We start from the raw sequence: 26,216 nt of genomic DNA on the forward strand, positions 1-26,216 counted from the left end.
GGGCGGGAACCACGTGGTTTCCGCCCCCGGTTGAACGCATGCGTCAGTTACGAGCCATGTTCCTCAACACGTACTGAAGGATGCCTCCGTTGAGGTAGTAGGAGCGCTCTCCTGGGGTGTCGATGCGGACGACGGCGTCGAACTCAACGACCTTGTCACCGTTGACGGCCTTGACGTGGACCGTCTCCGGGATCGTCTCGTTGATCTTGTCGACGCCAGTGATCTCGAAGGTCTCCTCGCCGGTCAGGCCGAGGGAATCAGCCGACTCACCCTCCGGGAACTGCAACGGCAGGACACCCATGCCGATGAGGTTGGATCGGTGGATACGCTCGTAACTCTCGGTGATGACGGCCTTGACCCCCAGCAACTGGGTACCCTTGGCGGCCCAGTCACGGGAAGATCCGGAACCGTACTCCTTGCCACCCAGGACAACCAGCGGGATGCCCTGCTCGCGGTAGCTCACCGAGGCGTCGTAGACCGTGGTGACGGGGCCGTCGACCTTGGTGAAGTCGCGGGTGAAGCCACCCTCGGTTCCCGGGGCGAGCTGGTTGCGCAGGCGGATGTTGGCGAAGGTGCCACGCATCATGACCTCGTGGTTTCCACGGCGGGAGCCGTAGGAGTTGAAGTCGCGACGCTCGACGCCGTTGCCAGCAAGCCACTGGCCCGCCGGGGAGTCGGTCTTGATATTGCCGGCCGGGGAGATGTGATCGGTGGTGACCGAGTCGCCGAGCTTGAGCAGGACGCGGGCGTCGGTGATGTCACCGACTGGGTCGGGTTCAGCTTTCATGCCGTCGAAGATCGGCAGCTTGCGGACATAGGTGGAGGCAGGATCCCAGGAGAAGGTTTCACCCTCGGGGGTCTCCAGCTCCTTCCAACGCGGGCCACCGTCGAAGACGTCGGCGTAGCGCTCGGAGTACATCTCGGCGGAGATGGACGATCCGACGATCTCCTCGATCTCCTGGGTGGAGGGCCACAGATCGGCCAGACGAACCTCGCGGCCGTCCGGGGTGGTGGCCAGCACATCGTTGTTGAGATCGATGTCCATGGTGCCAGCGATCGAGCAGATCACCACCAGCGGCGGGCTGGCCAGGTAGTTCATCTTGACGTCGGGGCTGATGCGACCCTCGAAGTTACGGTTGCCGGAGAGTACTGCCGTGACGGCCAGATCGTTCTCGTTGATGGCGGCCGAGACCTCGGGTATGAGCGGGCCAGTGTTACCGATACAGGTGGTGCATCCGTAGCCGACCAGGTCGAATCCCATGGCAACAAGGTGCTCGGAGAGTCCGGCCCGCTCGAAGTAGTCGGTGACGACCTGCGATCCCGGGGCCAACGAGGTCTTGACCCACGGCTTCGGCGACAGACCCAGTTCGTGGGCCTTCTTGGCCACCAGTCCGGCGGCAATCATGACGCTCGGGTTCGAGGTGTTGGTGCAGGAGGTGATAGCGGCAACCGTCACGGCACCGTTGCGCAGCTCGAAGGAGCGTCCATCGGCCAGGGTGACCGGAATGGCAGCACCTGGGTTGGTGGTGTAGTCGGGAACAGTCTTCTCGAAGGTCTCCTTCGCCTCGGAGACGAGGATACGGTCCTGCGGACGCTTCGGGCCGGCAATGGACGGCTTGACCGTCGAGAGGTCGAGCTCCATGTACTCGGAGTAGCGGGGCTTGCGATCCGGGTCGTGCCACATGCCCTGGGCCCTGGCGTAGGCCTCGACGAGTTTGACCTGGGACTCGTCACGACCGGTGAGGCGCAGGTAGTCCAGGGTGACGTCGTCGATCGGGAAGACGGCGATGGTCGAGCCGTACTCAGGGCTCATGTTGCCCAGGGTGGCGCGGTTGGCAAGCGGCACGGCGGCGACGCCGGGGCCGTAGAACTCGACGAACTTGCCGACGACCTTGTGCTCACGAAGCATCTGGGTAATCGTCAGGACGAGGTCGGTGGCGGTGACGCCGTCAGGCAGCTCACCGGAGAGCTTGAAGCCCACGACACGCGGGACCAGCATGGAAACCGGCTGACCGAGCATGGCGGCCTCGGCCTCGATGCCACCCACACCCCAGCCGACGACGCCAAGACCGTTGACCATGGTGGTGTGGGAGTCAGTGCCGACGCAGGTGTCCGGGTAGGCGACCTTCTTGCCGTCCTCGTCATGAACGAAGGTCACGCGGGCGAGGTGCTCGATGTTGACCTGGTGGACGATGCCGGTGCCCGGCGGGACGACACGGAAGTTCTCGAACGCGGTCTGACCCCACCGCAGGAACTGGTAGCGCTCACGGTTGCGCTGGTACTCAATGTCCTTATTCTGCTCGAAGGCCTCTGGAGTGCCGAAGCGCTCGACGATGACAGAGTGGTCGATGACCATCTCGGCGGGCGACAACGGGTTGACCTTGCTTGGGTCACCACCAAGATCGGTGACTGCCTCACGCATGGTGGCCAGGTCGACGATGCAGGGCACGCCAGTGAAGTCCTGCATGATGACGCGAGCCGGGGTGAACTGAATCTCCTTGGACGGCTGGGCGTCGGCGTCCCAATGTCCCAGGTCGGTGATCTGCTCAGCGGTGATGTTAGCACCATCCTCGGTGCGCAGCAGGTTCTCGAGCAGAACCTTGAGGCTGTACGGCAGGCTGTCGGAACCGTCGACCTTGGTGACGTCGTAGATCTCGTAGGACTGGCCGTCGACGTCGAGGGTTCGTCTCGCGTCGAAGCTGTTGACACTCATGTGGACTCCTGACTAGTCGATGCGGATCTCATCATCTCGCGTCGAGCTCCACCATCGTGGCGGAACAAGATATCTTGACATCAAGATATCTTGTTGTGAAACGGCCCCAAAGTTAGGCTTGGCTAAGAAGTAGAATGAGCCCACAGGATCATCAGGCCCCGTCGACATGCTCAAGGTGAACACCTCCATCCGACTTGTTCATGGCACCAGAGCCCCGCGCTGCACCCTATTTTGGGACGGTGCGGCGGGATACAGTCATGGTGGTCATGGTGACGCCCCTGTCAGCACCGCAACACGGCGTCACCAACCCAGCCTGCATCACATCGTGGTTCCGGACAGGTTTCATCGTATGGATCAGTCAAGTCCCTCAGATCGGGGATCGGGCCCCAGCTCGTCGTCATCTGTCACTTCGACCGCATGCGGCGGGGCGCTCTGCTTCTCCTTCTCTCGCGCCACCTTCCTGGACTTCGCGAGCTCGCTGCGCAGGGCGTCATCACCCATGACGAGGTATACCAGACCGCAGTCCTGAGGGCCGGTGACGTAGAGCTGGCACAGACTACAAGGATCCCCCGGGCGCAGCGGACACATCGGAACTGGACCTGCCATCTCAGATCTTCGGCTCCAGGATCGCCACGGCCTCGACATGATGAGTCATCGGGAAGACGTCGAACGCACGGATCGAACGCGGCGCATATCCGCCGACGTCGAACAGGTGCAGATCGCGGGCCAGCGCAGCCGGATCACATGCGACATGTGCGATCGCTCGCGGTGACGTTCGCGTCACGGCCTGGACGACAGCCTTGCCCGCCCCCTTGCGCGGGGGATCCAGCACGACGAGATTCGACTTGGCCTTCATACGCGGCAGGACTCGTTCCACCCGCCCGGCAGTGAAACGCCCACCGGGGACATTTCGTCGTGCCAATGCCACCGCCTGGCGCGACACCTCAATGCCACGAACGCGAACGCCATGATCGGCGAGCAGACCTGCAAAGAGTCCGACCCCGCAGTACAGATCCAGGGCCTCGTCACCCTGATGAGGATCCAGACCACCCACCACGGCGTCGGCCAATGCCTCGGCTGCCCCGGGGTGGACCTGCCAGAAGCCGCCGGCACCAACCTTCCAACGACGCTGACCCACCTGAGCCGTCATCGTCTCGCCGCCGGCGATGAGCTGCCCATCCGCGATGACACTCACCTCCGGGTCCTGTGTGAGGCAGCTAGTCACCATGACAATCGCCTGGTCGGCCGCGCGGCACGCTGACTCGGCAGCCGGGCGCCCAGCGGGATGCGCGATGGGGCAACCACCTTCAGGCACTTTCACCACATCATGACTGCGGTGGCGTCGCAGAGCCGGCCGGCCATCGAGGCTGCAATATTGCATACGGGTCCGCCAACCCAGGCCGTCGGAGGAACCGTCGACAGTCTCCACGGATCCAGTCCACTTGATGCCGGCGATGCGACTGAGCTGTTCGGCAACGACCCGTCGCTTGAGCTCGCGCTGGAACTCGACGTCGACATGCTGGAAGTCGCAGCCACCGCACACCCCCGCGACGGGGCACGGCGGGACAACCCGGTGCGGGTCAGGCGAAATGACCTTGACGGCTTGCCCGAACCAGTGCGAGGCCTTGGAGGTATCGGTCAATCGGACCCGAACCTTCTCCCCTGGCAATGAACCGCGGACGAAGACGACCCTGCCGTCCAGATGCCCCACGCAGTAACCACCGTGGGCGACCTTGCCCATGACGAGGTCGAATTCCTCAGCCGGGGACGCATCAACAGACTCCTGCATCAGGCCAAGTCTAGGCCCCCAGTGGTGTCACTTCCGTGCAGCTGAGGCCTTGATGGGCCTCGAACCCCGCAATATCAGGGGGTGGGCGAGGCCACGTTCGCGAAAAGCTGACGTTGTGGCACTACCCGTGACGGCTTCGTGGTGATCATCACCACGAAGCCGTCACAAGGAAAGCATCCCGTCAGTGCCGTGGCGTGATCGTCGCGCTGGGATCCCGCCACGATCGCGGATCGTTGCGCTTCCAGCGCTTCTCCAGAATCGCCGAGCTGCACAACTGGTACGGCACCGAGGAGATGAGAACTCCGGGCATGAAGTGCAAGCGCGCCCGCACCACGAGAGCCGTCTGGTTGTGCAGGAGATGCTCCCACCAGTGACCGACGACGTACTCAGGAATGAACACCTCGACCATGTCTCGCGGATTCTCACTGCGGATATGACGGATGTGGTCGATGAAGGGGTTGGTGATCTCGCGATACGGGGAAGCGATGACCTTGAGGGGGATGTCGATGTCCTCCTCGTCCCAACGCTCCAGCAGGCGGTCCGTGACGTCGGGATCGACGTCGACGATGACGGCTTCCAGGAAAGTTGGCACGGTGGCCTTCGCGAACTGAATGGCCCTCATCGTTGGCTTGTTGAGGTCCGAGATCATGATGACCGCGTGGACCCGCGACGGCAGGGCACGGTCGGACGGGCTGTTCAGCTCCAACTCCTGGGCCACCGAGTCGTAGTGCTTCTTGATCCCCGTCATGAGGACGTAGACCAAGGCCATGGCAATGAGTGCGAGGTAGGCACCGTGGATGAACTTCGACGCCAGGATGATGATCAGGACGACACCAGTTCCCACCAGGCCGATGCCGTTGATGATCCGCGAGTGCTTCCACCTGCGGCGCTCCTTGACCGAGGCCGAGGCGTCGGTGCGCAGCAGCCGCGTCCAGTGGCGCATCATTCCGGTCTGGCTCACCGTGAAGGAGATGAAGACGCCAACCACGTACAACTGGATCAGCGCAGTCACCGAGGCGTTGAAGACCAGCACGAGGATGATGGCGCCGGTGGCCAGCGTCAGGATGCCGTTGGAGTAGGCCAGACGATCGCCACGGGTGTGCAGACGACGGGGTAGGAAGCCGTCACGGGCGAGGATCGAACCCAACACCGGGAAGCCGTTGAAGGCAGTGTTGGCAGCCAAGAACAGGATGATCATCGTGCAGACGATCATGATGTAGAAGCCCGGTTTGAAGGAGTCGTAGAAGACGGTTCGGGCGAGCTGGCCGACGACCGTCACCTGGTCCTTGACGACATTTCCGTGAGTGTCGACGAGGTGGGACTCCCCCGTCGGGTCGAACATCTTGACGCCCGTGACATTGGCCAGGACGAGGATGCCCATGAGCATGGAGACGGCGATTCCACCGAGCATTGCCAAGGTCGTGGCTGCGTTTCTCGACTTCGGCTCGCGGAAGGATGGGACACCGTTGGAGATCGCCTCGACGCCGGTCAGCGCGGCACAGCCTGAGGAGAAGGTACGCGCCATGAGGATGACGAAGGCGATACCGACGAGACCGGTGTACTTCGGTGCTCCGACGACCGTGTAGTCGGCGGTGGGAGCGCGCAGGCTGTCTCCCAGGACGAAAACCCTTGTCAAACCCCAAATCACCATGCAGATCACTGAGATCATGAAGGCGTACGTGGGCACGGCGAAGAAGGTTCCGGACTCCTTGACACCACGCAGGTTCATGGCTGTCAGGATCGCGATGACGACAGCCGCCGCGACGCCTTCGTGCCCGGCAAGGCCGGGGATCATCGCCTCGGCGTTCTGAATGCCCGACGACACCGACACAGCCACTGTCAGGACGTAGTCGACGAGCAGGGCGGAGGCCACGACGAGCCCGAACTGCGGGCTGAGATTGGCTGTCGCGACCTCGTAGTCACCACCACCGGACGGGTACGCATGCACCGTCTGGCGGTAGCTCATCACGACGATGAGCATGACGAGGGCAACGGCAATGCCGATCTTCCACGAGAATGCGAATCCGGCAGCGCCTGCCAGAGACAGGGTGATGAGGATCTCGTCAGGGGCGTACGCCACACTCGAGAGGGCGTCGGAAGCGAACACTGGCAGTGCGATCCGCTTCGGCAGGAGGGTCTCGCCCAGAGCACTGCTCTCGAGTTTGCGCCCGATGAGCACCCTCTTGACGGCTTGGAAAACCTTCACGACGGGCCACTCTACTTGCGTGGAACATCATCGGCACATTGCCGGTACCCTCATGACCGTGAGGTCAGCAACCGCCCTCGGACGAGACAGGCAGACCGGGACGCGGCAGAATGGCCCCGACAACCACGACACGGATGGGTGCCACCGCAACCCAGGAAAGGGGTCCCGTGCACATCGTCATCATGGGATGTGGCCGAGTCGGTTCGAGCTTGGCCATCCTGTTGGAGAAACGTGGCCACGACGTGTCGGTCATCGACATTGACGACAACGCCTTCCGCCGGCTTGGGCCCGACTTCAAGGGACGGACGGTCAAGGGGGTCGGATTCGACCGCTCGGTACTGGAGAAGGCCGGCGTCCGCGAGGCTGACGGATTCGCTGCCGTCTCCAGTGGGGACAATTCCAACGTCTTGGCCGCCCGCGTGGTCCGCGAAGAGTTCGGAATCGACAACGTCGTGGCGCGCATTTACGACCAGGGACGTGCTGAGGTGTACGAGCGGCTCGGGATCCCGACAGTCGCGACCGTGCGCTGGGCTGCCGACCAGGTGCTGCGAAGCCTCATGCCGGAGGGTTCTGAGCCGGCCTGGCGTGATCCTTCCGGTCAGGTCCGTCTCATCCGCGTCAACACCCACACTGACTGGGTCGGGATGAAGATCTCCGCCATCCAGGACCGCATCCACACCCCGCTGCCCTTCCTATTGCGGTTCGGTCAGGGCATGGTTCCTGACGACGCCACCCTGCTGCAGGATGGAGACGTCGTCTACGCAGCCGTCGAGGTCGAGCGCATCACCGAGATCGAGGGCCTGCTGGCTAAGCCGCCGGTCAAGCGTTGAGTGCTAGACGCAACGCTCTGATCACCCGAGGCAAGGAGAATCGTGAGAATCGTCATCGTTGGAGCCGGTAACGTCGGTCGATCCATTGCCCGTGAGCTCACGGCTCATGGGCATCAGATCCTGCTCATCGACAAGAGCCCCAAGGCCATGAAGCCGGACACCGTGCCGGAAGCCGAGTGGCTGTGCGCGGACGCCTGCGAGTTGGCTGCCCTCGAAGAGGCCCGCATCGACAACTGTGACATCGCCATCTCGGCCACCGGCGACGACAAGGTCAACCTGGTCCATTCGCTGCTCGCCAAGACTGAATTCGGCGTGCCGAGGACCGTCGCCCGTGTCAACCATCCCGGCAACGAGTGGATGTTCGACCAGGTGTGGGGAGTCGATGTTGCTGTGTCAACCCCGCGGCTCATGGCGGCACTGGTGGAGGAGGCTGTGACCGTCGGAGAGTTGGTCCGCCTGTTCACCTTCCAGAAGGGCCGCGCGAACCTTGTCGAGCTCACCCTGCCTGACAACTCTCCGCGTGTGGGTGACCGCATCCGCGACATCTCGATGCCCGGAGATGCAGTTCTCGTCGCCATCATCCGTGATGGTCAGGGGCGTGCGCCGGAGCGTGAGACCGCACTGGAGGCCGGCGATGAGCTGCTCTTCATGGTCTCACCGAACTACGAGCCCGATCTGGTCGACCTGCTGGCGCCTCACTGATCAGCTGATTCGGACTCACAGCCCTGAGGCTTCTTGTGGGGTGCCCCGCAGCTGTGAGGCAGCACCTACCGTGCTGTCCCGCGCTCCTCTTCGTGTTCCCTCCTTCCCCCCTCATGCCCGGTTCCCCCTCCGTCGTGGTAATCCCGGTTCTGGATAAGGCTGCTGTCAGCTGTGGTTGCAGCAGGGCCGGTTGCCACCCAGATCTCCACCAGGGTTGAACGCCTCGACAATCTATGGCTGGCCTGGAGAGCATCAATACCCCACGCGCCCCGCGCCTCGCCCTGCCCAAGTGGTGGCAATAACGGTTACGACGGTTCCTGCTGCCAACCCACATGACAACAGGAGCCATCAGGACCTACATCACCACACCAGGGCGGAGTGAACGCGCGAGGTGAGCGGGAGACCAACACGGGTCGGAAGGAAGACGGTAAACGGAGGCACGAGGTCAGGAATGGGGAAGCCATGTCAAGGAAACAGGCACCGAGCGGTGAAGAAGCGCCAGCGAAGGGGGCTAGGGCCACCCGGTCTGAAGACGAGTCCCGGGGCCCGGCGAAGGCCCGGAAACCCCAAGATCCTTCGCCGAAGCTGTCACCTAGTCGAGGACTGCCACTCAGTCGGGAAGAACGGTGTACCTGGGGTTGTAGATCACTCGGCGCCCATCCGCCTCGGTGATCATCCCCTCGACGCTGATCCTTCGTCCAGCGCGTAGCCCCGGGATGCGACGCCGACCCATCCATATCAACGTCACAGCACCAGTGCCGTCGCGCAGCTCGGCCTCGAGCCAGCGATTCGTTCCGCGAGGGTTGAGGGTCAGCACCTCGATCCTCCCCTGGAGGGACGCACGGGAACGCATCCTGGCCTCGGCAATGGTCGAGACCCCGGCATTAATGCTGGAGCGCTGCAAGTCGTCATCGGCAAGATCCTCGTTGGACGCCGTGACCCGGTGCAGGACCCGCCGAAGCATCGACTCGCGGGGGGCGCGAGCATCGGTGCCTTCGGCCATGATCAGGACTCCTCCGGGTGCAGACCCTCAGGAACCTTCAGTGGGATGACGTCGCCGGGGACACGCGGGCTGTCGTCACGACGCACCACGAGGTTGCAGAAGAACTCCAACAGTAGCTGGCCGGTGGCGTCGAGCTTCTCGCCAAGAGCCGACTCGCCCATCAGCACACCGCGCAGCAGCCAGCGCGGCCCTTGGGCCAGCCAGGTGCGGGACACGTGGTACCCATCCTCACCGTCCGGCCCCTTCATCGGGACGATACGACGAAGCTCGGCACCCATCGGTCCGGGGCCGACATTGGCCTCGCCGCCCTGAGCAGCGGTGCCGCGGACCATCTCCTCATGGACCTCGTCAATCATGACGGTCGAGGCAGGAGCAGCGAAGAGGGCCACCTCGATGGCGGAGTTCCCCTGAACGACGAGCAGGCTCTGCACGGCACCAGAGGCCTGGTCCAACTGGATCTGCATCTGCATGTTCTCGAACGGGGTAACGATGAGGGAACCGAAGTCGATGCGCTCGACATCGTCGGCGTCGAGGTCGACCTCGTCGATGTCGAAGGGGCCATCCTCGCGGTCGAGGTTGATCCGGTAGGTGGAGGCGTCCTTCTCCTCGCCGGGCTCGTCCTCGTCAGTGGTCTCCTCGACGTCGGGATCGTCGGGAGCCTCCTCGGTGGTTTCGAGCTCCTCGTCGATGCCCTCATCCGTCTCGACGTCGTCGTTGCGCTTCTTGCGACCGAACATTGTGTCCTTCCTCGACCGACACTGTGGTGTCAACAAATGCAGTCTAACCATCAGCGGGACGCACACCAGAAACGCCGGTCGACCCGTATCCGCCTTGGCCGCGTTCGGTCTCGTCCAGGTCGCCGACCGGCTGGAAGACTGCCTGCACCACCGGGACGATGACGAGCTGAGCTATTCGCGACCCGGCATCAAGGTGCACGGACTCCCTGGGATCAGTGTTGATGAGCAGCACCTTGATCTGTCCTCGGTACCCGGAGTCGATGGTCCCGGGAGCGTTGACAATCGACAGTCCGCACCGCGCGGCCAGGCCTGACCGCGGGTTGACCAGCCCGACGTAACCCTCCGGCAGGGCAATACGCACACCGGTCTCGACCATGGCCCGCTCCCCCGGACCCAGGTCCACGTCATGGCGGCAGGTGAGATCGGCCCCGGCGTCACCGGGCATCGCATAGCGGGGCATGGCTTCCGAATCTGCCACGGTCGGGACGATGACGTCAGTCACGGCTGTCCTCCTCATCACGAGAGTCACTGAAAGGATCCTTGGAAACAGGTGGGGAGGACACAGCGGCAGAATCCGGCGCCACCACGTACTCGGACACGATCGCCGCCAACTTGTCGGGGTGGCGGGTACTGACGATCCATGCCTGATGCGGGTCTGCAGGATCAGCGAGCCTCAACACGAGCCCAGACTTTATCCAGGGCCGTGTCACGAGGAACGACCCGACCTGATGGCTGGAGTGCATCACGGACGTCATCGTCCCTGCGTCCACGCCCCGAACCCGATCGACCCATCTCCACTCGATCCAGGACCGTCCTGCACCAAATCCGTCCTCAGTGACGACGATGCGTACCCGTCCGGCCTCGACGAAGGCAGCAACGACGAGCACGACGATGATGACGGCGACGATCATCCCAGTGGTCGGGCTCGTCCAGGCACCGATCGCCACGATGAGCGAGATCGCGACGGCAGCTCCGATGAGCCACCATGCAGGCGGGGCGCAGAGTCTCTCGGAGTAGACGACTGGTCCAGAAGGATGGGGGGAATTCACCGTCACAGCCTAGTCGACGGGCCATGACGCAATATGATGACGCCATGATCCCAGAAAAGATCCTGTGGAAGGTCTACGCCGGTGCCCTCGGCGCCGTCACCACCATCGTTAGCCAGAAGGTCGTCGAAGGCGTGTGGAAGTACGTCACCGGCGACGACGAGACTCCCCAGCCTGATGACCCCGAGGTCTCGACCACGAAAGCACTCTCATGGGCGCTGGCCAGCGGCATCGGGATCGCCGGATCCCAGCTGCTGATGCACCGCTTCGTCAACAAGCGCTGGATGAAGTTCAGCTCGGTCAACCCCATCACCGGCAAGGACTTCAAGGACAAGAACGACGACTGAGCCCCTACCCCACGAAACGACAACGGGCCCCCGCCACGTGGCGGGGGCCCGTTCATGTCAAGGGAGGATCAGACGCAATCGACGCAGTAGAACTGACCGTCACGCTCCTCAGCCAGCTGGGAGCGTCCCTTCACGAGGAAGCAAGACGCGCAGGTGAACTCGCCGGACTGGCGAGGCAACACCCGGACGGTCAACTCCTCATGGGACAGGTCAGCGCCGGGAAGCTCAAAAGCCTCAGCAGCCTCGACCTCGTCCTCGTCGACCTTTCCGGAGTTCTTGTCGTTGCGCTGGTTCTTGAGCTCCTCGATGGAGTCCTCACTGACCTCCTCATCAGTCTTGCGGGGAGCGTCGTAATCGGTAGCCATAGTCACCTTCCAGTAAGGACTCGAGACGTCGCCAACTCGCTCATTGCGAGCTGCGACCGCACAACATTCGCACCCTTGTGTATCACACCTGTCAAGTCGACAGACAGCGCGCCAGGGCATCCAGGCGGTACCATCACGCCCGGAGGCAGTAAGTTGGTGGCTCACACAGCCAAACCCCGACCACAAGGGGTCGGGAGGGAAGGTGGACGATGGACAGCGCTCTGAGCCCCCGCGAGATTCAGTCGCGGATCCGTTCCGGGGCCACTGTCGAGGAGGTGGCCGCAGAGGCGGGCGTCGGCGTCGACCAGGTGGAGCCCTTCGCCGTACCGGTCCTCGCCGAGTTGGACCACATCATTGAGGTTGCCATGACGTGCCCGGTTCGCCGCGCCGGCGCGGCCGGGTCCCACCGCACCCTGGGTACCGTCATCTCCCGCGTCGCCAAGGCCAATTCAATCCCCGATGAGAAGATCTCCTGGCGGTCGTGGCGCCACGAGGACCTTACCTGGGCCCTTGAGGCCACCTGGCCCGAGACCGAGGATGGAGCTCCGAGCGCAGCGATGTTCCGCTTCGATCTCAAGGGACGCCACACCTCCCCTGAGGACGCCGGTGCACGTTGGCTCGTCAACGACCGGTCCCCTGCTCCCGCTGAGCCGTTGCCAGATGGTGCTCCTGATCCCGATCAGGAGCCGACGCTGGATCTCAACGACGAGTTGGCCATCGTTCGCGCAGTGAGCAATCATCCGCAGCAGCCGGACGACCCCAATGCCGTCGCCGGGATGACCAAACACGACGGGGTCTATGACTTCGTCCCCTCATCCCCAGCCGACATGGACATGCTCTACGAGATGCTGGCGGGCTTCCAGGAGGACTCGGTCAACATTTATGAGGGCTTGGAGACGCCGGTGGTCGACGCCGATTCCGCCCCCGGAACCCAGACGTCGGAAACATCACAGGCCGCAACGCAGGAGTCCCAGACCAACGACTTCCAGGACGAGAACACCCCCTCGGACGCGACCGAAGAGTCCTCCACCGCTCCTGAGCCGGAAAGGCGTGAGCCCGGAAAGGACGCTCCTGCCAGGAAGCCGACGACCAGGGCGACGTCTCGCAGGTCGAAGTCCACCAAGGACAGCCAGCCTGCCGACAAGGACGAGCCCCGACAGGATGCCCTCGTCGAGGGTGGCGAGCAGCCGCGCAAGAAGCGCAAGCCTCGCAAGTCCAAGAGGGCGTCGATCCCGTCGTGGGACGAAATCATGTTCGGAGGACCCACCCCCCACGCGTGAGAGGTCATGACCGCCGGAGACGTTCACAACCACACGAGCCCCGCCGTCCAGCCGGGCTCGGGGCATTCGGGGCTCTCAGCCGTCGAAGGGTAAGGTCTGCTCCGAAAGGGTCGCCCTGGACATTTCTCCGGTAATCCCCTGACGGTGGTGACGACGACACAACACCTCGTAGTGGATCTCGGATCCGCCGCCGATGTCGCCGACGCCCACCTGATCCCCCTCACGCGCCATGACGCCGCCGACGATACGGGCGTTGTGGGTCGCAGGACGTCCGCACCAGCACAGTGGCGAGACGGGAGGCTGGACGACACGGTCGGCGAGCTCGACGAGCCGTTTGGAGCCAGGAAAGAGCGCGGTCCGGAAATCGGCGAGGATGCCGAAACAGTACACGTCAACCCCCAGGTCGTCGACGACCCGCGCGAGCTGATCAATCTGTTCGGGACGGTAGAACTGAGCTTCGTCGCAGATGAGGTAGTCGATGCGCCCACCGCGACTCAACCGCGCCACGACGTCTTGGTAGAGGTCCAGGGAGTCCGTCACCTCGACGGCCTCGACGCTCAGACCGATTCGGGAGGTGATGCGGGCACCGCCAGACCGATCGTGCATGGCATACCTGACACCCTGACGGTCATGGGCCGACTGAGCGTGGTCCATCTGCAGCGCGAGTGTGGACTTTCCGGAGTCCATCGGCCCGGTGTGGAAGACGAGTTCAGCCATCCTCATCCCTCGCAAACCTGCGCCAGCAACGGAATCCTCATCTCTTGCGGGGTCAGGGAACCATGCATGCCGACCAGGGAGAGTTCCTTGGGGATGGCACGGCTCATGATCGCCCAGTCGTCACGGGTGATCGCCAGCACATCACCGAACCGGGATCGAGTGGATTCATCGACAGGCCCGAAAAGTTCCGCGTCGACGGCGTCATCACCCACCACGACCTGGGCGCGATCTCCGAGCACCCGTCGCCAACGCTGTGCGACCTCGTCGGGACGTCGGGTGTAGATGTGGCGGAATCTCGGCTCCCCTGCCAGCAGATCGACGTCTGCGAGCAGTCCTCCCTCGTCCTCCACCATGACGCGGTGGTCGTGCGGCACGTCGATCATGCCGTGATCTGCCGTGACCACCAGTGCAGTGCCGGAATCCAGCTCGTCGAGGAGAGCCCCGACGAGATCGTCAACCCACATCAGACGCGACCTCCACGCAGCCGTCTGCCATCCCTCACCGTGGCCGACATGGTCCAGGGAACGCTCATAGACGTAGGTCAGAGAGACCTCCCCGTCCTGAGACGCGGCGAGGGTCTTGCGGACCCGCTCGTCGACGTCGTCCTCGTCACGAATGGCCACGAATCTCGGACCGCGCAAGCTCGCTCGCGTCAGCCCAGACCTCTCGAACCGTGCCGGGCCGACGCTGCTGACCGTCACTCCCGCTGCCACCAGGTCTTCGAAGGCCGTCGGGTGGGGCTGGACCACCTCGGGGTCATCGCCGTTGGCCCAGCTCAACGCGTTCATGGCCTGTCCGGAGGGAGCACGGAAGGTGTACCCGGCGACGCCGTGGCGTCCGGGAACGGCACCTGTACCGATACAGCTCAACGAGGTGGCCGTCGTCGACGGAACCTGGCAGGTCAGGTCATGGCACACCTGCATGTCCGACAGGGTGGGAGCCAGGTGACGGGACCGCTCGAGGTTCTCCCGCCCCATCCCGTCGACGAGTAGGAACACATAACGCCTCGCCTCGGGCAGGCCGAGCCCAGCCGACCTCTGACCCGTCAACACCCTTCCCATGGCGGGCACCAGGTCGGAAAGGGTCTGCGGACCCGGCGCCATGAGATCAGGGCCAAGCAATGAACTCATCGTGCTGCTCCAGTGGCGACCTGCATTCGAGTGGCAAACCCCATCATCCGCTCGACCTGGTCGGGGCCATCAGCAGCAGGACTCATCCGGATGACGATGTCATCCCCGCTGAAGGTGCCGGTGTAGCCATGATCGGCGGTACACATCGGGTCACCGCAAGTGGCAGGCTCGAGCTCGATGCGCGACACCGCGCCCCACGTCATTTGCAGCCAGGTCTCCACGGTCGCCGCGGAGGGGTCCTTGCCGAATTTGTCGGGGTGCTGGACGACACGCGTCAGCACCACCGAGCTCACCTCCGACAGCGGGATCGATTCACTTGAGGTCACGGCCTGGAGCCGTCCTCCCTCGGTCCGCTCGTCGGTGTGACCGATGAGCATTCGCGTCGCAGTACGCAGAATGACGGTGAGATGCCGGTGAACCTCGTCATTGTCGAATGCTGCCTCGAGGTGAAGCAGATGGTCGAGGATCTCCTCTCCTGCCAAGGAGGTTTCGGCGACGTCGCTGACCAGTTCAGGGAAGAACCCACAGGACTGGATTTCGGCAGCTAGGGCAGCCGGAAGAGGAGTTCGGGCTTGATCGACAGACTGGCTCACCGGCCCATCGTCCCACGACGAAGCCCGATCCAGTAATCTCCAAGACATGTCGAACCGGCCGTTCATCGGAGCCCGAGTCGAGGATGCCCTTCACAGGCGCCTCAACACCACGCTGCGTCGACGCGGTTGGGTGCCGCGCGTGATCGGATATCGCAGTTACGGATCGGCCACCCATGTGCGCGTTCTGGGCCGAGTCGTCCTCACCAGTCCTCCCGGTGCCAATCCGGAAGAGGAGCGTCATCCTGACCGTTCTCCGCTCACCCGGCGCAACATGTTGTCCATCGACCTGCTGTCCCAGCGGGGATGGCGCAACTTCCTCGGTCTTCCAGCACCGGGTACCGAGGTCGTCGTCGACGTCAACGGAGAGAAGATCACCGTCCTGGCAGACCGTGGCGGATACGTAGACGTGCGCGTCAAGAACAATGGACTGCAACCGGGATGGCACGAGGTCACCCTCTCGACCTCCGGGGACACGACGAAGGCGAAGGTCCTCGTCGTCTCACGCAACACCCGTTTCGGCATCGTGTCCGACATCGACGACACCGTCATCGCGACCTCCCTGCCACGATCCCTCATCGCCGCCTGGAACTCCTTCGTGCTCACCGAGCAGGCCCGCAAATCCATTCCCGGTATGGCCCGCATGTACCAGAAGCTGTTGGAACGCCATCCCGACGCACCCGTGGTCTACGTGTCCACCGGCGCCTGGAACACCTATCCCTTCCTGGTGAGGTTCCTGGCCCGTCACGGCTATCCGCAAGGACCGTTGCTGCTGACTGACTGGGGGCCGACGAACACCGGTTGGTTCCGCTCCGGCGTCGACCACAAACGGACAGCCCTGCGCGAATTGGCGCGCGATTTTTCTGATATCGAGTGGGTCCTGGTCGGCGATGACGGGCAGCACGACATCCGGATCTACTCCGAGTTCGACGAGCTGCAACCCGGCCACACCCGCGCGATCGCCATTCGGGAGCTCTCGACGACCCAGCAGGTGCTGGCCCACGGCACGACGACAGTGATGGAGGACCGCCACCGTGTGCAGTGGACCCCCGAATCAGCCCCTTTGGTACGCGCCCCTGACGGCGACCAGTTGGCTCCACTCCTGGACAAGGTGCTCAACCACGAGGACTCACCAGAGCGGCCCTGACATGCGGATTTCGCGCCGATCGACCAATATAGGTCGTTAGCGTGTGCTGCTAGGGAGGTATCACGATGGCCAAGAAGACGGTGGATGACGACTTCACCGAGAACATCATCGACGTCGATGTCTCCCGCGAGATGGAGAACAGCTTCCTCGAGTACGCCTACTCCGTCATCTACTCTCGTGCCCTGCCCGATGCCCGTGACGGCCTCAAACCCGTTCAGCGTCGCATCCTCTTCACCATGGGTGACATGGGGGTCCGCCCTGATCGCGCCCATGTGAAATCGGCCCGTGTCGTCGGTCAGGTCATGGGTCAGCTCCACCCTCACGGTGACGCCGCCATTTACGACGCGCTCGTCCGCACCGCCCAGCCCTGGGCCATGCGCCTCCCTCTGGTCGACGGGCACGGCAACTTCGGATCCCTGGATGCCGGCCCGGCCGCCATGCGTTACACCGAGTGCCGGATGGCTCCCCCGGCCCTGGCCATGATTGACGGGCTCGCCGAGGACACCGTCGACTTCGAGCCCAACTACGACGGTAAGGAGACCGAGCCGTCGGTTCTGCCGGCCGCCTTCCCGAACCTGCTCGTCAACGGAGCGTCGGGCATCGCGGTGGGGATGGCCACCAACATTCCGCCACACAACCTCGTCGAGGTCGTTGCGGCCCTGCGTCACATGCTCGACCACCCGGACACTGATCTCGAGGAGATCATGCGCTTCGTGCCGGGACCGGATCTGCCCACCGGCGGGCGGATCGTCGGCCTTGACGGCATCGCTGGCGCCTACCGAACCGGCAAGGGCTCCTTCAAGATCCGCGCCACCGCCCGCATCGAGAAGGTCTCCCCGCGACGCCGCGGCATCGTCGTCACCGAGCTGCCGTACATGGTCGGCCCGGAGCGCATCATCGACCAGATCAAGACCTTGGTGCAGTCCAAGAAGATCACCGGCATCTCCGACGTCAAGGACCTCACCGACCTGGCCAACGGCACCCGTCTGGTGATAGAGGTCAAGAACGGCATCAACCCGGAGGCCCTGCTGGAGCGGTTGTACAAGCTCACCAAGCTCGAGGACTCCTTCGCGATCAACGCCGTCAGCCTGGTCGAGGGACAGCCGCGAACCCTCGGTCTGAAGGAGATGTTGCAGGTCTACCTCGACCATCGCCTCGAGGTCACGCTGCGGCGCACCAACTTCCAGCTCAACAAGGCCAAGGACCGGCTGCACCTCGTCGAGGGACTGTTGCTGGCCATCGTCGACATCGACGACGTCATTGCCATCATCCGGTCCTCCGAGGACGCGGCAACGGCCCGCACCCGACTCATGGCAGCCTTCAACCTCGACGAGGTGCAAGCCAACTACATCCTCGACATGCAGCTTCGTCGACTCACCAAGTTCTCCACGATCGAGTTGGAGTCCGAGCGTGACGAGCTGCGCGAGCGCATCGAGGGGCTTGCTCTCATCGTCAATGACGAGTCCGAACTGCGTCGAGTCGTCTCGGAAGACCTGGCCGAGGTGTCCACCAAGTACGGCACGCCTCGTCGCACCGTGCTGTTGGGAGCGGCTCCCGCCGTCGCTGCAGCCTCCGCCCCGCTGGAGGTCCCCGACGATCCCTGCTGGGTGCTGCTGTCGGCCACCGGTCTGCTGGCCCGCATCGACACCGAGGATGACCTGCCCAGTGGCGGGGACAGAGCCAGCCATGACGTCATCATCTCCCGTGCCCGCACCACCGCCCGTGGTGATTTCGGCATCATCACCAGTGCTGGTCGTCTCATCAGGGCACATGCGATCGAGCTGGCCAGTCTGCCCATGACTGCCACCGCACCGTCGGTGGCCGGTGGCACCCCACTGGCGGACCTCGTGGGGCTGGAGAAGGATGAGAAGGCCCTCGCGGTGACGAGTTTGTCCGGGGAAGGCCCATCCCTGGCCCTGGGAACCCGAAACGGCATCGTCAAACGCGTCAATCCGGAACTGCTCGGCAAGGATTTCTGGGAGGTCATCAGCCTCAAGGACGGTGACGAGGTCGTCGGAGCCGTCGAGCTGGACGACGAGGACCTCGAACTGTGCTTCGTCACCGAAGGCGCCTCCCTGCTTCACTTCCCGGCCTCGGCGGTGCGCCCGCAAGGACGTTCCGGTGGTGGTGTGGCCGGTATCAAGGCCAAGGACCCAGTCGTCTTCTTCGGCGCGGCTCCCAGCCATAGCTCGTCGGTCGTGACGATTGCGGCCTCCTCCCCCGCTGCCGCTGGCAAGGAGGCCGGTTCGGTCAAGGTAACCCCCTTCGACCAGTTTCCGCCCAAGGGCCGTGCGACCGGCGGCATGAGATGTCAGCGCTTCCTCAAGGGTGAAACGGCCTTGGTGCTCGCCTGGATCGGCCCTGACCCTGCCGTGGCATGTGCGGCATCCGGTGTTCCTGTCGAGCTGCCGGAGCCGAGCCTGCGTCGTGACGGTTCCGGGGATCAGGGACGCCAGCCTATCCTGGCCGTCAGTACCCGTAATCATGGCGGTGACGACGTGGCCAATCCCGCCGACCGGCTCGATCCGGACACCTCGGACGACGGTCTCGAACCCACCGCCGTCAAGGACGGGACGACTCCAGACGCGGGCGGAGCTCTCATCCCCGCCCCGGAGTCGACCCTCGCGAAGGACTCGGAGGAGTCCAAGCCGCACCGCCGTCGTCGCCGTACCAACACTGAGCACGACGACGAATCAGAACCGGATCTCTTCAGCTGATCAGGAGACTGTGACCATGTTCGACGACCTGATGGATGGCAATGCCCGCTATGCCGAGTCCTTCGACCTGGCAGACGTGCCGGGGCAGGCAGCTCGAGGGGTCGGGATCGTCTGTTGCATGGATTCCCGGCTGGATCCTCCGGCGATCTTCGATCTCAAGATCGGGGACGCGAAGGTGCTGCGTACTCCTGGTGGCCGGTTGACCCCCGATGCTCGCATCGGGCTCGTCGTGGGCTCTCACGTCCTCGGGATTGATCGAATCGTCATGCTGGCCCACACCAAGTGCGCGATGGCCAGCGGGGACGACACCTCGGTCATCGAGAAGGTGCGACAGACCGACGGCACTGACCTGTCAGGCATGCGTATCGGGTCAACCCCCGATCAGATGGCTGGCCTGCGTCACGATGTCGCGACCCTACGCCGGGACCCGCTGGTGGCCGCCGACGTGTGCGGCATGGTCTACGACGTCACGACCGGACGGGTCGAGCGGGTCTGCTGATCCCAGTCGTCCGCGAACAGTTGCCTGTCCAGGTGTCCTGGTTCAGGTGAGCCGGGATGCCTGAACCAATCACTTGTTCTGGGGCTCGGCGGTGCTGACCGGGATCATCGCCACCAGACCGACCACGAGCATCAGGACGATACCGATGATTCCCCAGTACTGGTTGTTGTCGCCACCCGTGACGGCGTGTCCCATCGTGACGAGGAGACCGAAGAGGGCTGGTGCCAGGAAGGACACCGCCTTACCCGTCGTGGCGTAGAGGCCGAAGACCTCGCCTTGGCATCCCGGCGGACAGATCCGGGCGAGGAGACTTCGCGAGGCCGACTGGGCCGGGCCGACGAAGCCGCACATGATGAGGCCGAGCACCCAGAACACCATGGCCGAACCGTTGTGGCCGATGAAGACACCGATGCCACAGGCAGACAGCACGACCAAAGAGACGATGATGAGGTGTTTGGGACCGATCCGGTCGTCCAGGCGTCCCAGCAGGATGGTCGAGATACCGGCGACCAGATTGGCCACGATGCCGAAGATGAGGACATCGGCAGCGCTGAATCCAAAGGTCTGACGGGCCAACGGGCCACCGAACTGGAAGACGCCGTTGAGGCCGTCACGGAACAGCGCCGAGGCGACGAGGAAGATGATGGTGTTGCGGCTGATGTGCCAAATCCTCACCACGCTGCGCCACAGTTCGGCGTAGGCATGTCCCAGCGCGCGGAATCCTCGTAACTGGGGCTCGGACTGGTCCACCGGGCGTGGGTCGTCACGCAGGATGAGGAAGGTGGGCAGGGTCAGCGCCAGGATCCAGATGGCGCAGAACAGCATCGCCACACGGATGTTCATGCCTTCGTGGCTCGTGACCCCGAACCAACCGACCTTCGGCTTGATCCAGGCGATGTAGATGACGAGCAGAGCGATGATGCCGCCCAGGTAACCCATGCCCCATCCCAGACCGGAAATGCGACCGATCTTGCCGGGCTCCGCGACGTCGTCGAGCATGCCGTTGTACAGCGAGCTGCCGACATCCGAGATGACCGTGCCGACTCCCAACAACACCAGCCCAAGGAGGAGGTAGGACGGATGGGGCTTGACGAAGAACAGCAGCCCGGACATCACGGTCAGGGTCCAGGTGAGCCATTTCAGGGCAGTCACCTGGCGTCCTCGTCTATCTGCCCACTGGCCGACGATCGGCGCCAGCAAGGCGATCGCCAGACCGGCCAGACTCATCGTCCATGACAGGGCTGTGACGGTGGTGTCCTTCGGCCCGAAGGCGTCACCGACAAGGTAAACGGCAAAGACGAAGGTGGTGATGACCGATGCGAAAGGCTGAGTGCCCGGATCCCACATGGCCCAGGCGAAGACGCGTTTGCGTTGGTCCGCCGGCACGACGACGTGGCTCATGGTTGTGGAGTTTAGCGGTGCCCAGCCACTTATGGTCACTGCTCATCGCAGCATCAACCCAGCACGACGGGAACCCAAAAAGCTCCCACCAGGATCGTCACGACGATCGAGACGGTCCCCGGAATGACGAAGGGATGGTTGAAGACGATGCGTCCAACTCGCGTCGAGCCGGTGTCGTCCATCTCCATAGCGGCAACCGTCGTAGGGTAGTTCGGCAGCAGATAGTAATTAGCCACTGCCGGGTAGCAAGCCAGCATCACCGCGGGTGACACACCGACCTTGGCCACCACCGGCATGAAGGCAACGGTGGTCGCAGCGTGAGAGAACATCAGTGGCGCAGCCAGATACAGGATCACCGACAGGAACCACGGGGCGGAGTGCAGGATCGAAGCGCCAGCATGGGTCAGGACGTCCATGTAGCTATTGACAAACATGTTGCCAAGCCATGCCAGCCCCAGAATACAGATTGCTGCTGACATTCCGGCCCTAAATGTCGCCTGGGTAGTGAGCTGCTTGACGTCCTCATGCGAGATCATGCAGATGATCATCGCTGTCGCCAACATGATGAGCATGATCGCCGCCGACGACGTCATAGGTGGCTTGGACAGCACACCGACTTCCTCTGACGAAATGGTGGCGTAACCGACCACCACGACAAGGGCGATCAGGAAGGCGACAAGGCTGGGTACAGCCGATCGCTTTGGCTTCCAGCCGGTGTCGCCGACAGCCGCATTGTGGCTCACCAAGCCCTTGGCCTCGCGTTCCTGATAGACCGGGTCATCCTCGAGATCTTTGCCCTGGTGCGATGCCACAACCGCACCAACAGCGCACCCGATAAAGGTGGTAGGAATCGTCACCGCAAGAATCTTGAGGTATCCCACCCCCAACGGCTCCAGAACTCCGACCAACGCCAATGTCGATGCCGAAATCGGTGAGGATGCAACCGCGACCTGGGACGCAACAACAGCTATGGACAACGGTCTCGACGGTCTGATCTTGTGCTCCTTCGCCACTTCGACGATGATAGGCAACACAGAATATGCGGTATGTCCAGTGCCACACAGCAAGGAGAGGAGGAACGTTGATAACGGCGCAAGATAATTGATGTGGTCGGGTTCTTGCGCAGCATGACCTCAGTCAGGTGCACCAAGTAGTCCATACCACCTGCAAGTTGGAGGGCTGCGATGGCGCAGATGACGGTCATGATGATTCCGATGACCGTCCAGGGAATGTCCTCAGCTACTTTCGTGTGGAGACCAGTGGCGGCGAGGACAATACATCCCGCGCCTCCCGCGAGCCCGACACCAACCCCACCGAGGCGCGACCCGATGATGATGAAGATGATGGCCACAGCAAGGTGGAACCAGATCATTGCTGCAGCCTCCCCGCAGCGGATTCTCCATCAATCTTGTCGTTGTATCCGCCACCGGACTGTCGTATGTGATCCAGCATGGCCTACTCCTATCCGCCCAGGGCCGTGGCATCGCTTAAGACCAGTCACCTAGGCAGCACACCGATTGCACCTCACAGCGTCACCGCGAGGCAGCATTCACGAGCCGTGAGCAAGCCCTCTCAGGCGTCGATCTGTTCAGCGTCGAGACGATAGGCCCCCTCGACGATGAACTGCTTACGCGGGGCCACGTCGTTGCCCATGAGGATCTCGAAGGTGCTCTCGGCCTCGGCGGCATCGTCGACGGTGATGCGACGCAAGGTGCGATGTCGCGGGTCCATCGTCGTCTCCTTGAGCTGGGAGGCGTCCATCTCACCCAGACCCTTGTACCGCTGCGGTTCCTTGAACCGCACCCCCTTCTTGGTCAACTGGGCGGCGGTGCGCTGGTACTCGGCGTCGGTGTACGTATACAGGTACTTGTCCATCCCCCGTTTGGGGTTGATGAGCTCGAACCGGTGCAATGGCGGCACGGCTGAGAAAACCCGTCCAGCCTCCACCATCGGGCGCATGTACCGGAAGAAAAGGGTGGCCAACAAACATCGAATATGGGCACCATCGGAGTCGGCGTCCGCCATGAAGATGACCTTGCCGTAGCGGGCCTGGTCGAGGTCGAAGGTCTTGCCCGACCCGGCCCCGACCACCTGGATGATCGACGCACACTCCAGATTCTTGAGCATGGCGCCCAGGTCAGCCTTCTGGACATTGAGGATCTTGCCTCGGATCGGCAGCAGGGCCTGGTGCTCGGAGTTGCGGGCCACATTGGCAGTACCCAGGGCCGAATCACCCTCGACGATGAACAGCTCGGTGATGTCGGGATCTGAGGAGCGGCAGTCCTTGAGCTTGGGTGGCAGGTGGGAGGACTCCAAAGCGTTTTTGCGACGCTGGTTCTCCTTGTGGGCGCGGGCCGCGACGCGAGTCCGGGAGGCATTGACGACCTTCTCCATGAGGGTGCGTGCCACCGGTTTGTCAGCAGCCTTGGACGAGGTCAGGAAGGCCGTCATCCTCTGCTCGACGATGCGAGCCACCAGACGACGCACTGGCGGAGTGCCCAGTACCTCCTTGGTCTGGCCCTCGAACTGAGGCTCGGCCAGGTTCACCGTCACCACAGCGGTCAGACCCTCCAGGACGTCGTCCTTGACGATCTCCTCGGAGGACTTGAGGATGCGGGTACCCTCCAAACCAGCGTTGAAGGCCCGCAGCAGACCCTGCTCAAATCCCTGAACATGGGTGCCGCCCTTGGGAGTGGCGATGATGTTGACGAAGGAGCGCACCGTGGTGTCGTACCCAGTCCCCCATCGCACGGCGATGTCCACCTCGAGGTCACGGTCGACGTCGGTCGGCGTCATGCCGCCATTCTGGTCTAGCATCGGGACGGTCTCGGTGAAGGAGGCCTCCCCCTGCAATCTCGTGACGTCATTGATCGGCTGGTCATTGGCAAGGTACTCGGCAAACTCTGAGATGCCGCCGTCGAAGCGCATCGTCTCGGAGACGGTCTCGAGAACACCGCCGGTCTGCGGATCAGCCTGGATGCCGCGCTCGTCGGTGATGACGATCTCCAGCCCAGGAACGAGGAAAGCGGTCTGACGAGCGCGATCGGCAAGCTTGGACCACGACAACTTGGCATCGGGCAGAAAGATCTGAGGATCCGGCCAGTAACGCACCCGGGTACCGGTGGCTCCCCGCTTGGCCTTGCCAATCTTGCGCACCCCGGACTCGGGGGTGAAGGGGGCATCGGGGTCGTCCCCGTCAAAGACGCCGGGGACACCGCGTCGGAAACTCATTCCCCACACGGTGGACTTACGGTCCACCTCCACGTCCAGGCGGGAGGAGACGGCGTTGACCACCGATGCGCCCACGCCGTGAAGGCCACCTGAGACGTCGTAGGCGCCGCCACCGAACTTTCCGCCGGCATGGAGCTTGGTGTAGACCACCTCGACACCACTCAGCCCAGTCCTCGGCTCGACGTCGACCGGAATACCGCGTCCCTCGTCGGTGACGAGGATCGACCCGCCCTTCTCCAAGGTGACGGTGATACGGCGCCCGAATCCGGCCAGGGCCTCGTCCACACCGTTGTCGAAGATCTCCCACAGACAGTGCATGAGGCCGCGGGTGTCCGTCGACCCGATGTACATGGCGGGACGTTTTCGGACAGCCTCAAGACCTTCGAGCACCAAGAGGTTCTTCGCGCCGTACTCGCGGCTCGTCGACGCCGTGCGCACGGTGTTTCCGATACTGACTGAGGCGTCAGCAGCACCGGATGATGAGGTCGAGGTCTTGTCCATCGTCACGCAGATAGCCTATCGGCAGGCTCGGACAGGGCTCTGCGGAGAATGTCCGCCCCCCGTGGGGTCCATTCCGCGATACTTCTGGGAACATTCCGCCGATGACGTACGTTGTTCAGTACGGTGACCGAACGCGTGAACCGGAGGAGGTTGTCATGAGCACCACGATGATCGAGCACCACGCCCTCACCACTGCGGACCGTTGTGATCGTTGCGGCGCACAGGCCTATGTGCGCATCACACTGCGCAATGGTGGCGAGCTCCTCTTCTGTGCCCACCATGCCAGGGCTCACGAGGACAAGCTGAAGCAGGTGGCCCTGCACATCCAGGACGACACCACGAAACTCTCCTCCCATACCTGAGGAACCCGCGATCGTCGGCGTGTCGGGGTCTACCGCCCCGGACGGCGGTGCAGCGCCGAATTCGCCCCCCTGACTGCCCACGCCGTTGCACTGTCTGGTGCCACCGGCGACCCCCAGAGTTGGGTGTCTGGCAACGACCTACAGCAACCAGGTGGACCGTCATTCGGCTTCGATCACGTCCTCGCGGATGAGCCGTTGGAGCTCCACCCCACCGAGCGAATCGTCGACCGCACCATCGGTGTCGTCGACGTGGAACCCGTGACGCTCGTAGAACGTGATCGCGCGGGCGTTGTCGGCGAAGACCCACACGTAGGCTGAGCGATGCCCGATGCAGGCGTTGAGGAGGTCGTCCGAGGCACCGCAGTTACGAGCTTCGGGAAGGACGTGAAGGGTCGCAACCTCCCACGGGGTGGGAGCATCCGGGCTGGTGGAGATACGTGCCATCGCCACTCCGACGGTCCTCATGTCGAGGCGATCGACAAGGATCTTGAAGACCGCGCCGTCGTCCATGAACTGCTTCCACTGCTCAATCGTGGTGTGGACGATACCGGGGCCAGTAACCTCGGTGAGGATGTCATTGGGGATCACCCCCTGACCGATTTCCCGGAAGCACACTGCCTGAACAGCCGCAGCCTCAGGAAGGTCCTCGCGATGAGCGTCCCTGACGACGAAACGACCGGGAGCGGTGGCCGGGTCGTGCGCCGGTCTTGACGACGTGTCAACATTGACTGACGTATCCATGGCCTGATCCTACCGGTCCGGGGCCTCACCGAGGCCCGGTTCGCAACGGTCGAATTGTCGAACCAGTCCAGACACCATGGCGAACAGTTGAGGAAGGACTCCTCCAACATCTCCTCATGCACGCCGCAATGGCCTGCCCGTCGCCGGCGGCCGCCTGTCTGA

Annotated in this window: 23 protein-coding genes and 1 pseudogene; 8 read left to right on the top strand and 16 right to left on the bottom strand. The window is 63.4% G+C overall.

Annotated features, from left to right (window positions below):
• Positions 1-43: 43 nt before the first annotated feature.
• The 4 genes from acnA to ACP8LP_RS06745 form a co-directional block, all read right to left on the bottom strand.
• Positions 44-2,713 carry an aconitate hydratase AcnA gene (gene acnA / locus ACP8LP_RS06730; RefSeq protein WP_484483051.1) on the bottom strand — a complete coding sequence of 890 codons (2,670 nt, stop codon included), beginning with the start codon at positions 2,711-2,713 and terminating at the stop codon, positions 44-46.
• A 354-nt stretch (positions 2,714-3,067) separates the two neighbouring features.
• Positions 3,068-3,358 carry a DUF6767 domain-containing protein gene (locus ACP8LP_RS06735; protein ID WP_306425491.1) on the bottom strand — a complete coding sequence of 97 codons (291 nt, stop codon included), beginning with the start codon at positions 3,356-3,358 and terminating at the stop codon, positions 3,068-3,070.
• Entirely contained in the window at positions 3,321-4,502 is a 1,182-nt protein-coding gene (locus tag ACP8LP_RS06740; RefSeq protein WP_016667546.1) for a class I SAM-dependent RNA methyltransferase, read from the bottom strand. The genes ACP8LP_RS06735 and ACP8LP_RS06740 overlap by 38 nt, the downstream gene beginning before the upstream one ends.
• A gap of 181 nt (positions 4,503-4,683) precedes the next feature.
• A complete protein-coding gene (locus ACP8LP_RS06745) occupies positions 4,684-6,708 on the bottom strand; it encodes an APC family permease (RefSeq protein WP_016667545.1) in 2,025 nt (674 codons plus the stop codon).
• 134 nt (positions 6,709-6,842) lie between these two features.
• Here ACP8LP_RS06745 and ACP8LP_RS06750 point away from each other — a divergent pair, with 134 nt between their 5' ends.
• Both ACP8LP_RS06750 and ACP8LP_RS06755 read left to right on the top strand, forming a co-directional pair.
• A complete protein-coding gene (locus ACP8LP_RS06750) occupies positions 6,843-7,538 on the top strand; it encodes a potassium channel family protein (protein WP_081302568.1) in 696 nt (231 codons plus the stop codon).
• A 42-nt stretch (positions 7,539-7,580) separates the two neighbouring features.
• Positions 7,581-8,240, top strand: a complete 660-nt coding sequence (locus tag ACP8LP_RS06755; RefSeq protein WP_016667543.1) for a potassium channel family protein — start codon at positions 7,581-7,583, stop codon at positions 8,238-8,240.
• A 610-nt stretch (positions 8,241-8,850) separates the two neighbouring features.
• Here ACP8LP_RS06755 and ACP8LP_RS06760 read toward each other — a convergent pair.
• The 4 genes from ACP8LP_RS06760 to ACP8LP_RS06775 are packed head-to-tail and all read right to left on the bottom strand — an operon-like array spanning position 8,851 to position 11,035.
• The gene (locus tag ACP8LP_RS06760) at positions 8,851-9,243 is read right to left on the bottom strand and encodes an OB-fold nucleic acid binding domain-containing protein (protein WP_016667542.1); all 393 of its coding nucleotides are present in this window, start codon (positions 9,241-9,243) and stop codon (positions 8,851-8,853) included.
• A 2-nt stretch (positions 9,244-9,245) separates the two neighbouring features.
• Entirely contained in the window at positions 9,246-9,980 is a 735-nt protein-coding gene (locus ACP8LP_RS06765; RefSeq protein ID WP_016667541.1) for a DUF3710 domain-containing protein, read from the bottom strand.
• A 43-nt stretch (positions 9,981-10,023) separates the two neighbouring features.
• Complete coding sequence (gene dut, locus ACP8LP_RS06770; RefSeq protein ID WP_016667540.1) at positions 10,024-10,482, bottom strand: dUTP diphosphatase; 459 nt, start codon at positions 10,480-10,482, stop codon at positions 10,024-10,026.
• Positions 10,475-11,035, bottom strand: a complete 561-nt coding sequence (locus ACP8LP_RS06775; RefSeq protein ID WP_036975951.1) for a DUF3093 domain-containing protein — start codon at positions 11,033-11,035, stop codon at positions 10,475-10,477. Before ACP8LP_RS06775 ends, dut begins: the two co-directional genes overlap by 8 nt.
• 38 nt (positions 11,036-11,073) lie before the next feature.
• On the opposite strand from ACP8LP_RS06775, the gene ACP8LP_RS06780 reads away from it, so the two are divergent.
• Positions 11,074-11,373: a DUF4235 domain-containing protein gene (locus ACP8LP_RS06780; protein WP_015582794.1), complete on the top strand. Its 300-nt coding sequence runs from the start codon at positions 11,074-11,076 to the stop codon at positions 11,371-11,373.
• Positions 11,374-11,441: 68 nt separating this feature from the next.
• Here the strand turns inward: ACP8LP_RS06780 and ACP8LP_RS06785 are convergent, their stop codons facing one another.
• Entirely contained in the window at positions 11,442-11,738 is a 297-nt protein-coding gene (locus ACP8LP_RS06785) for a DUF4193 domain-containing protein (protein ID WP_002513666.1), read from the bottom strand.
• A gap of 209 nt (positions 11,739-11,947) precedes the next feature.
• Here ACP8LP_RS06785 and sepH point away from each other — a divergent pair, with 209 nt between their 5' ends.
• Positions 11,948-13,018, top strand: a complete 1,071-nt coding sequence (gene sepH, locus ACP8LP_RS06790) for a septation protein SepH (RefSeq protein ID WP_016667538.1) — start codon at positions 11,948-11,950, stop codon at positions 13,016-13,018.
• 75 nt (positions 13,019-13,093) lie between these two features.
• On the opposite strand, the gene ACP8LP_RS06795 is transcribed toward sepH, so the two are convergent.
• Genes ACP8LP_RS06795 through ACP8LP_RS06805 form a run of 3 tightly spaced genes read right to left on the bottom strand, consistent with a single transcriptional unit; the run spans position 13,094 to position 15,524 of the window.
• Positions 13,094-13,741 (bottom strand): thymidine kinase, encoded by a 648-nt coding sequence (locus ACP8LP_RS06795; RefSeq protein ID WP_036975948.1) that lies wholly within the window; start codon positions 13,739-13,741, stop codon positions 13,094-13,096.
• Positions 13,738-14,865 carry an alkaline phosphatase family protein gene (locus ACP8LP_RS06800; protein ID WP_016667536.1) on the bottom strand — a complete coding sequence of 376 codons (1,128 nt, stop codon included), beginning with the start codon at positions 14,863-14,865 and terminating at the stop codon, positions 13,738-13,740. Before ACP8LP_RS06800 ends, ACP8LP_RS06795 begins: the two co-directional genes overlap by 4 nt.
• Entirely contained in the window at positions 14,862-15,524 is a 663-nt protein-coding gene (locus ACP8LP_RS06805) for a DUF5998 family protein (RefSeq protein ID WP_036975946.1), read from the bottom strand. The genes ACP8LP_RS06800 and ACP8LP_RS06805 overlap by 4 nt, the downstream gene beginning before the upstream one ends.
• Here ACP8LP_RS06805 and ACP8LP_RS06810 point away from each other — a divergent pair.
• From ACP8LP_RS06810 to ACP8LP_RS06820, 3 genes are all read left to right on the top strand, one after another.
• Positions 15,505-16,602 carry an App1 family protein phosphatidate phosphatase gene (locus ACP8LP_RS06810; RefSeq protein ID WP_016667534.1) on the top strand — a complete coding sequence of 366 codons (1,098 nt, stop codon included), beginning with the start codon at positions 15,505-15,507 and terminating at the stop codon, positions 16,600-16,602. The two genes, ACP8LP_RS06805 and ACP8LP_RS06810, sit on opposite strands and share 20 nt — an antisense overlap.
• 65 nt (positions 16,603-16,667) lie before the next feature.
• Complete coding sequence (locus ACP8LP_RS06815) at positions 16,668-19,319, top strand: DNA gyrase/topoisomerase IV subunit A (protein WP_016667533.1); 2,652 nt, start codon at positions 16,668-16,670, stop codon at positions 19,317-19,319.
• Between the two features lie 16 nt (positions 19,320-19,335).
• Entirely contained in the window at positions 19,336-19,818 is a 483-nt protein-coding gene (locus tag ACP8LP_RS06820) for a carbonic anhydrase (protein ID WP_016667532.1), read from the top strand.
• A 69-nt stretch (positions 19,819-19,887) separates the two neighbouring features.
• Here the strand turns inward: ACP8LP_RS06820 and ACP8LP_RS06825 are convergent, their stop codons facing one another.
• From ACP8LP_RS06825 to ACP8LP_RS06835, 3 genes and pseudogenes are all read right to left on the bottom strand, one after another.
• A complete protein-coding gene (locus ACP8LP_RS06825) occupies positions 19,888-21,219 on the bottom strand; it encodes an MFS transporter (protein ID WP_036975944.1) in 1,332 nt (443 codons plus the stop codon).
• A 53-nt stretch (positions 21,220-21,272) separates the two neighbouring features.
• Positions 21,273-22,591 (bottom strand): annotated as a pseudogene (locus tag ACP8LP_RS06830) (anaerobic C4-dicarboxylate transporter family protein).
• Positions 22,592-22,791: 200 nt separating this feature from the next.
• Positions 22,792-24,951 (bottom strand): DNA gyrase/topoisomerase IV subunit B, encoded by a 2,160-nt coding sequence (locus ACP8LP_RS06835; RefSeq protein WP_484483365.1) that lies wholly within the window; start codon positions 24,949-24,951, stop codon positions 22,792-22,794.
• 155 nt (positions 24,952-25,106) lie between these two features.
• Between ACP8LP_RS06835 and ACP8LP_RS06840 the strand changes: the two genes are divergently transcribed.
• Entirely contained in the window at positions 25,107-25,313 is a 207-nt protein-coding gene (locus tag ACP8LP_RS06840; protein ID WP_016667527.1) for a DUF7455 domain-containing protein, read from the top strand.
• A gap of 159 nt (positions 25,314-25,472) precedes the next feature.
• On the opposite strand, the gene ACP8LP_RS06845 is transcribed toward ACP8LP_RS06840, so the two are convergent.
• A complete protein-coding gene (locus ACP8LP_RS06845; protein ID WP_063279706.1) occupies positions 25,473-26,054 on the bottom strand; it encodes a GNAT family N-acetyltransferase in 582 nt (193 codons plus the stop codon).
• Positions 26,055-26,216 lie beyond the last annotated feature (162 nt).

It is taken from the genome of Cutibacterium sp. LaCa_89 (assembly GCF_058177555.1).

Bases quoted from the DNA above. Each gene is read 5' to 3' on its own strand.
- acnA (WP_484483051.1), bottom strand. From the start codon at position 2,713: ATGAGTGTCAACAGCTTCGACGCGAGACGAACCCTCGACGTCGACGGC.
- ACP8LP_RS06735 (WP_306425491.1), bottom strand. From the start codon at position 3,358: ATGTCGAGGCCGTGGCGATCCTGGAGCCGAAGATCTGAGATGGCAGGT.
- ACP8LP_RS06740 (WP_016667546.1), bottom strand. From the start codon at position 4,502: ATGCAGGAGTCTGTTGATGCGTCCCCGGCTGAGGAATTCGACCTCGTC.
- ACP8LP_RS06750 (WP_081302568.1), top strand. From the start codon at position 6,843: ATGGGTGCCACCGCAACCCAGGAAAGGGGTCCCGTGCACATCGTCATC.
- ACP8LP_RS06760 (WP_016667542.1), bottom strand. From the start codon at position 9,243: ATGGCCGAAGGCACCGATGCTCGCGCCCCCCGCGAGTCGATGCTTCGG.
- ACP8LP_RS06765 (WP_016667541.1), bottom strand. From the start codon at position 9,980: ATGTTCGGTCGCAAGAAGCGCAACGACGACGTCGAGACGGATGAGGGC.
- ACP8LP_RS06780 (WP_015582794.1), top strand. From the start codon at position 11,074: ATGATCCCAGAAAAGATCCTGTGGAAGGTCTACGCCGGTGCCCTCGGC.
- ACP8LP_RS06785 (WP_002513666.1), bottom strand. From the start codon at position 11,738: ATGGCTACCGATTACGACGCTCCCCGCAAGACTGATGAGGAGGTCAGT.
- sepH (WP_016667538.1), top strand. From the start codon at position 11,948: ATGGACAGCGCTCTGAGCCCCCGCGAGATTCAGTCGCGGATCCGTTCC.
- ACP8LP_RS06795 (WP_036975948.1), bottom strand. From the start codon at position 13,741: ATGAGGATGGCTGAACTCGTCTTCCACACCGGGCCGATGGACTCCGGA.
- ACP8LP_RS06800 (WP_016667536.1), bottom strand. From the start codon at position 14,865: ATGAGTTCATTGCTTGGCCCTGATCTCATGGCGCCGGGTCCGCAGACC.
- ACP8LP_RS06810 (WP_016667534.1), top strand. From the start codon at position 15,505: ATGTCGAACCGGCCGTTCATCGGAGCCCGAGTCGAGGATGCCCTTCAC.
- ACP8LP_RS06805 (WP_036975946.1), bottom strand. From the start codon at position 15,524: ATGAACGGCCGGTTCGACATGTCTTGGAGATTACTGGATCGGGCTTCG.
- ACP8LP_RS06815 (WP_016667533.1), top strand. From the start codon at position 16,668: ATGGCCAAGAAGACGGTGGATGACGACTTCACCGAGAACATCATCGAC.
- ACP8LP_RS06820 (WP_016667532.1), top strand. From the start codon at position 19,336: ATGTTCGACGACCTGATGGATGGCAATGCCCGCTATGCCGAGTCCTTC.
- ACP8LP_RS06825 (WP_036975944.1), bottom strand. From the start codon at position 21,219: ATGAGCCACGTCGTCGTGCCGGCGGACCAACGCAAACGCGTCTTCGCC.
- ACP8LP_RS06835 (WP_484483365.1), bottom strand. From the start codon at position 24,951: ATGGACAAGACCTCGACCTCATCATCCGGTGCTGCTGACGCCTCAGTC.
- ACP8LP_RS06840 (WP_016667527.1), top strand. From the start codon at position 25,107: ATGAGCACCACGATGATCGAGCACCACGCCCTCACCACTGCGGACCGT.
- ACP8LP_RS06845 (WP_063279706.1), bottom strand. From the start codon at position 26,054: ATGGATACGTCAGTCAATGTTGACACGTCGTCAAGACCGGCGCACGAC.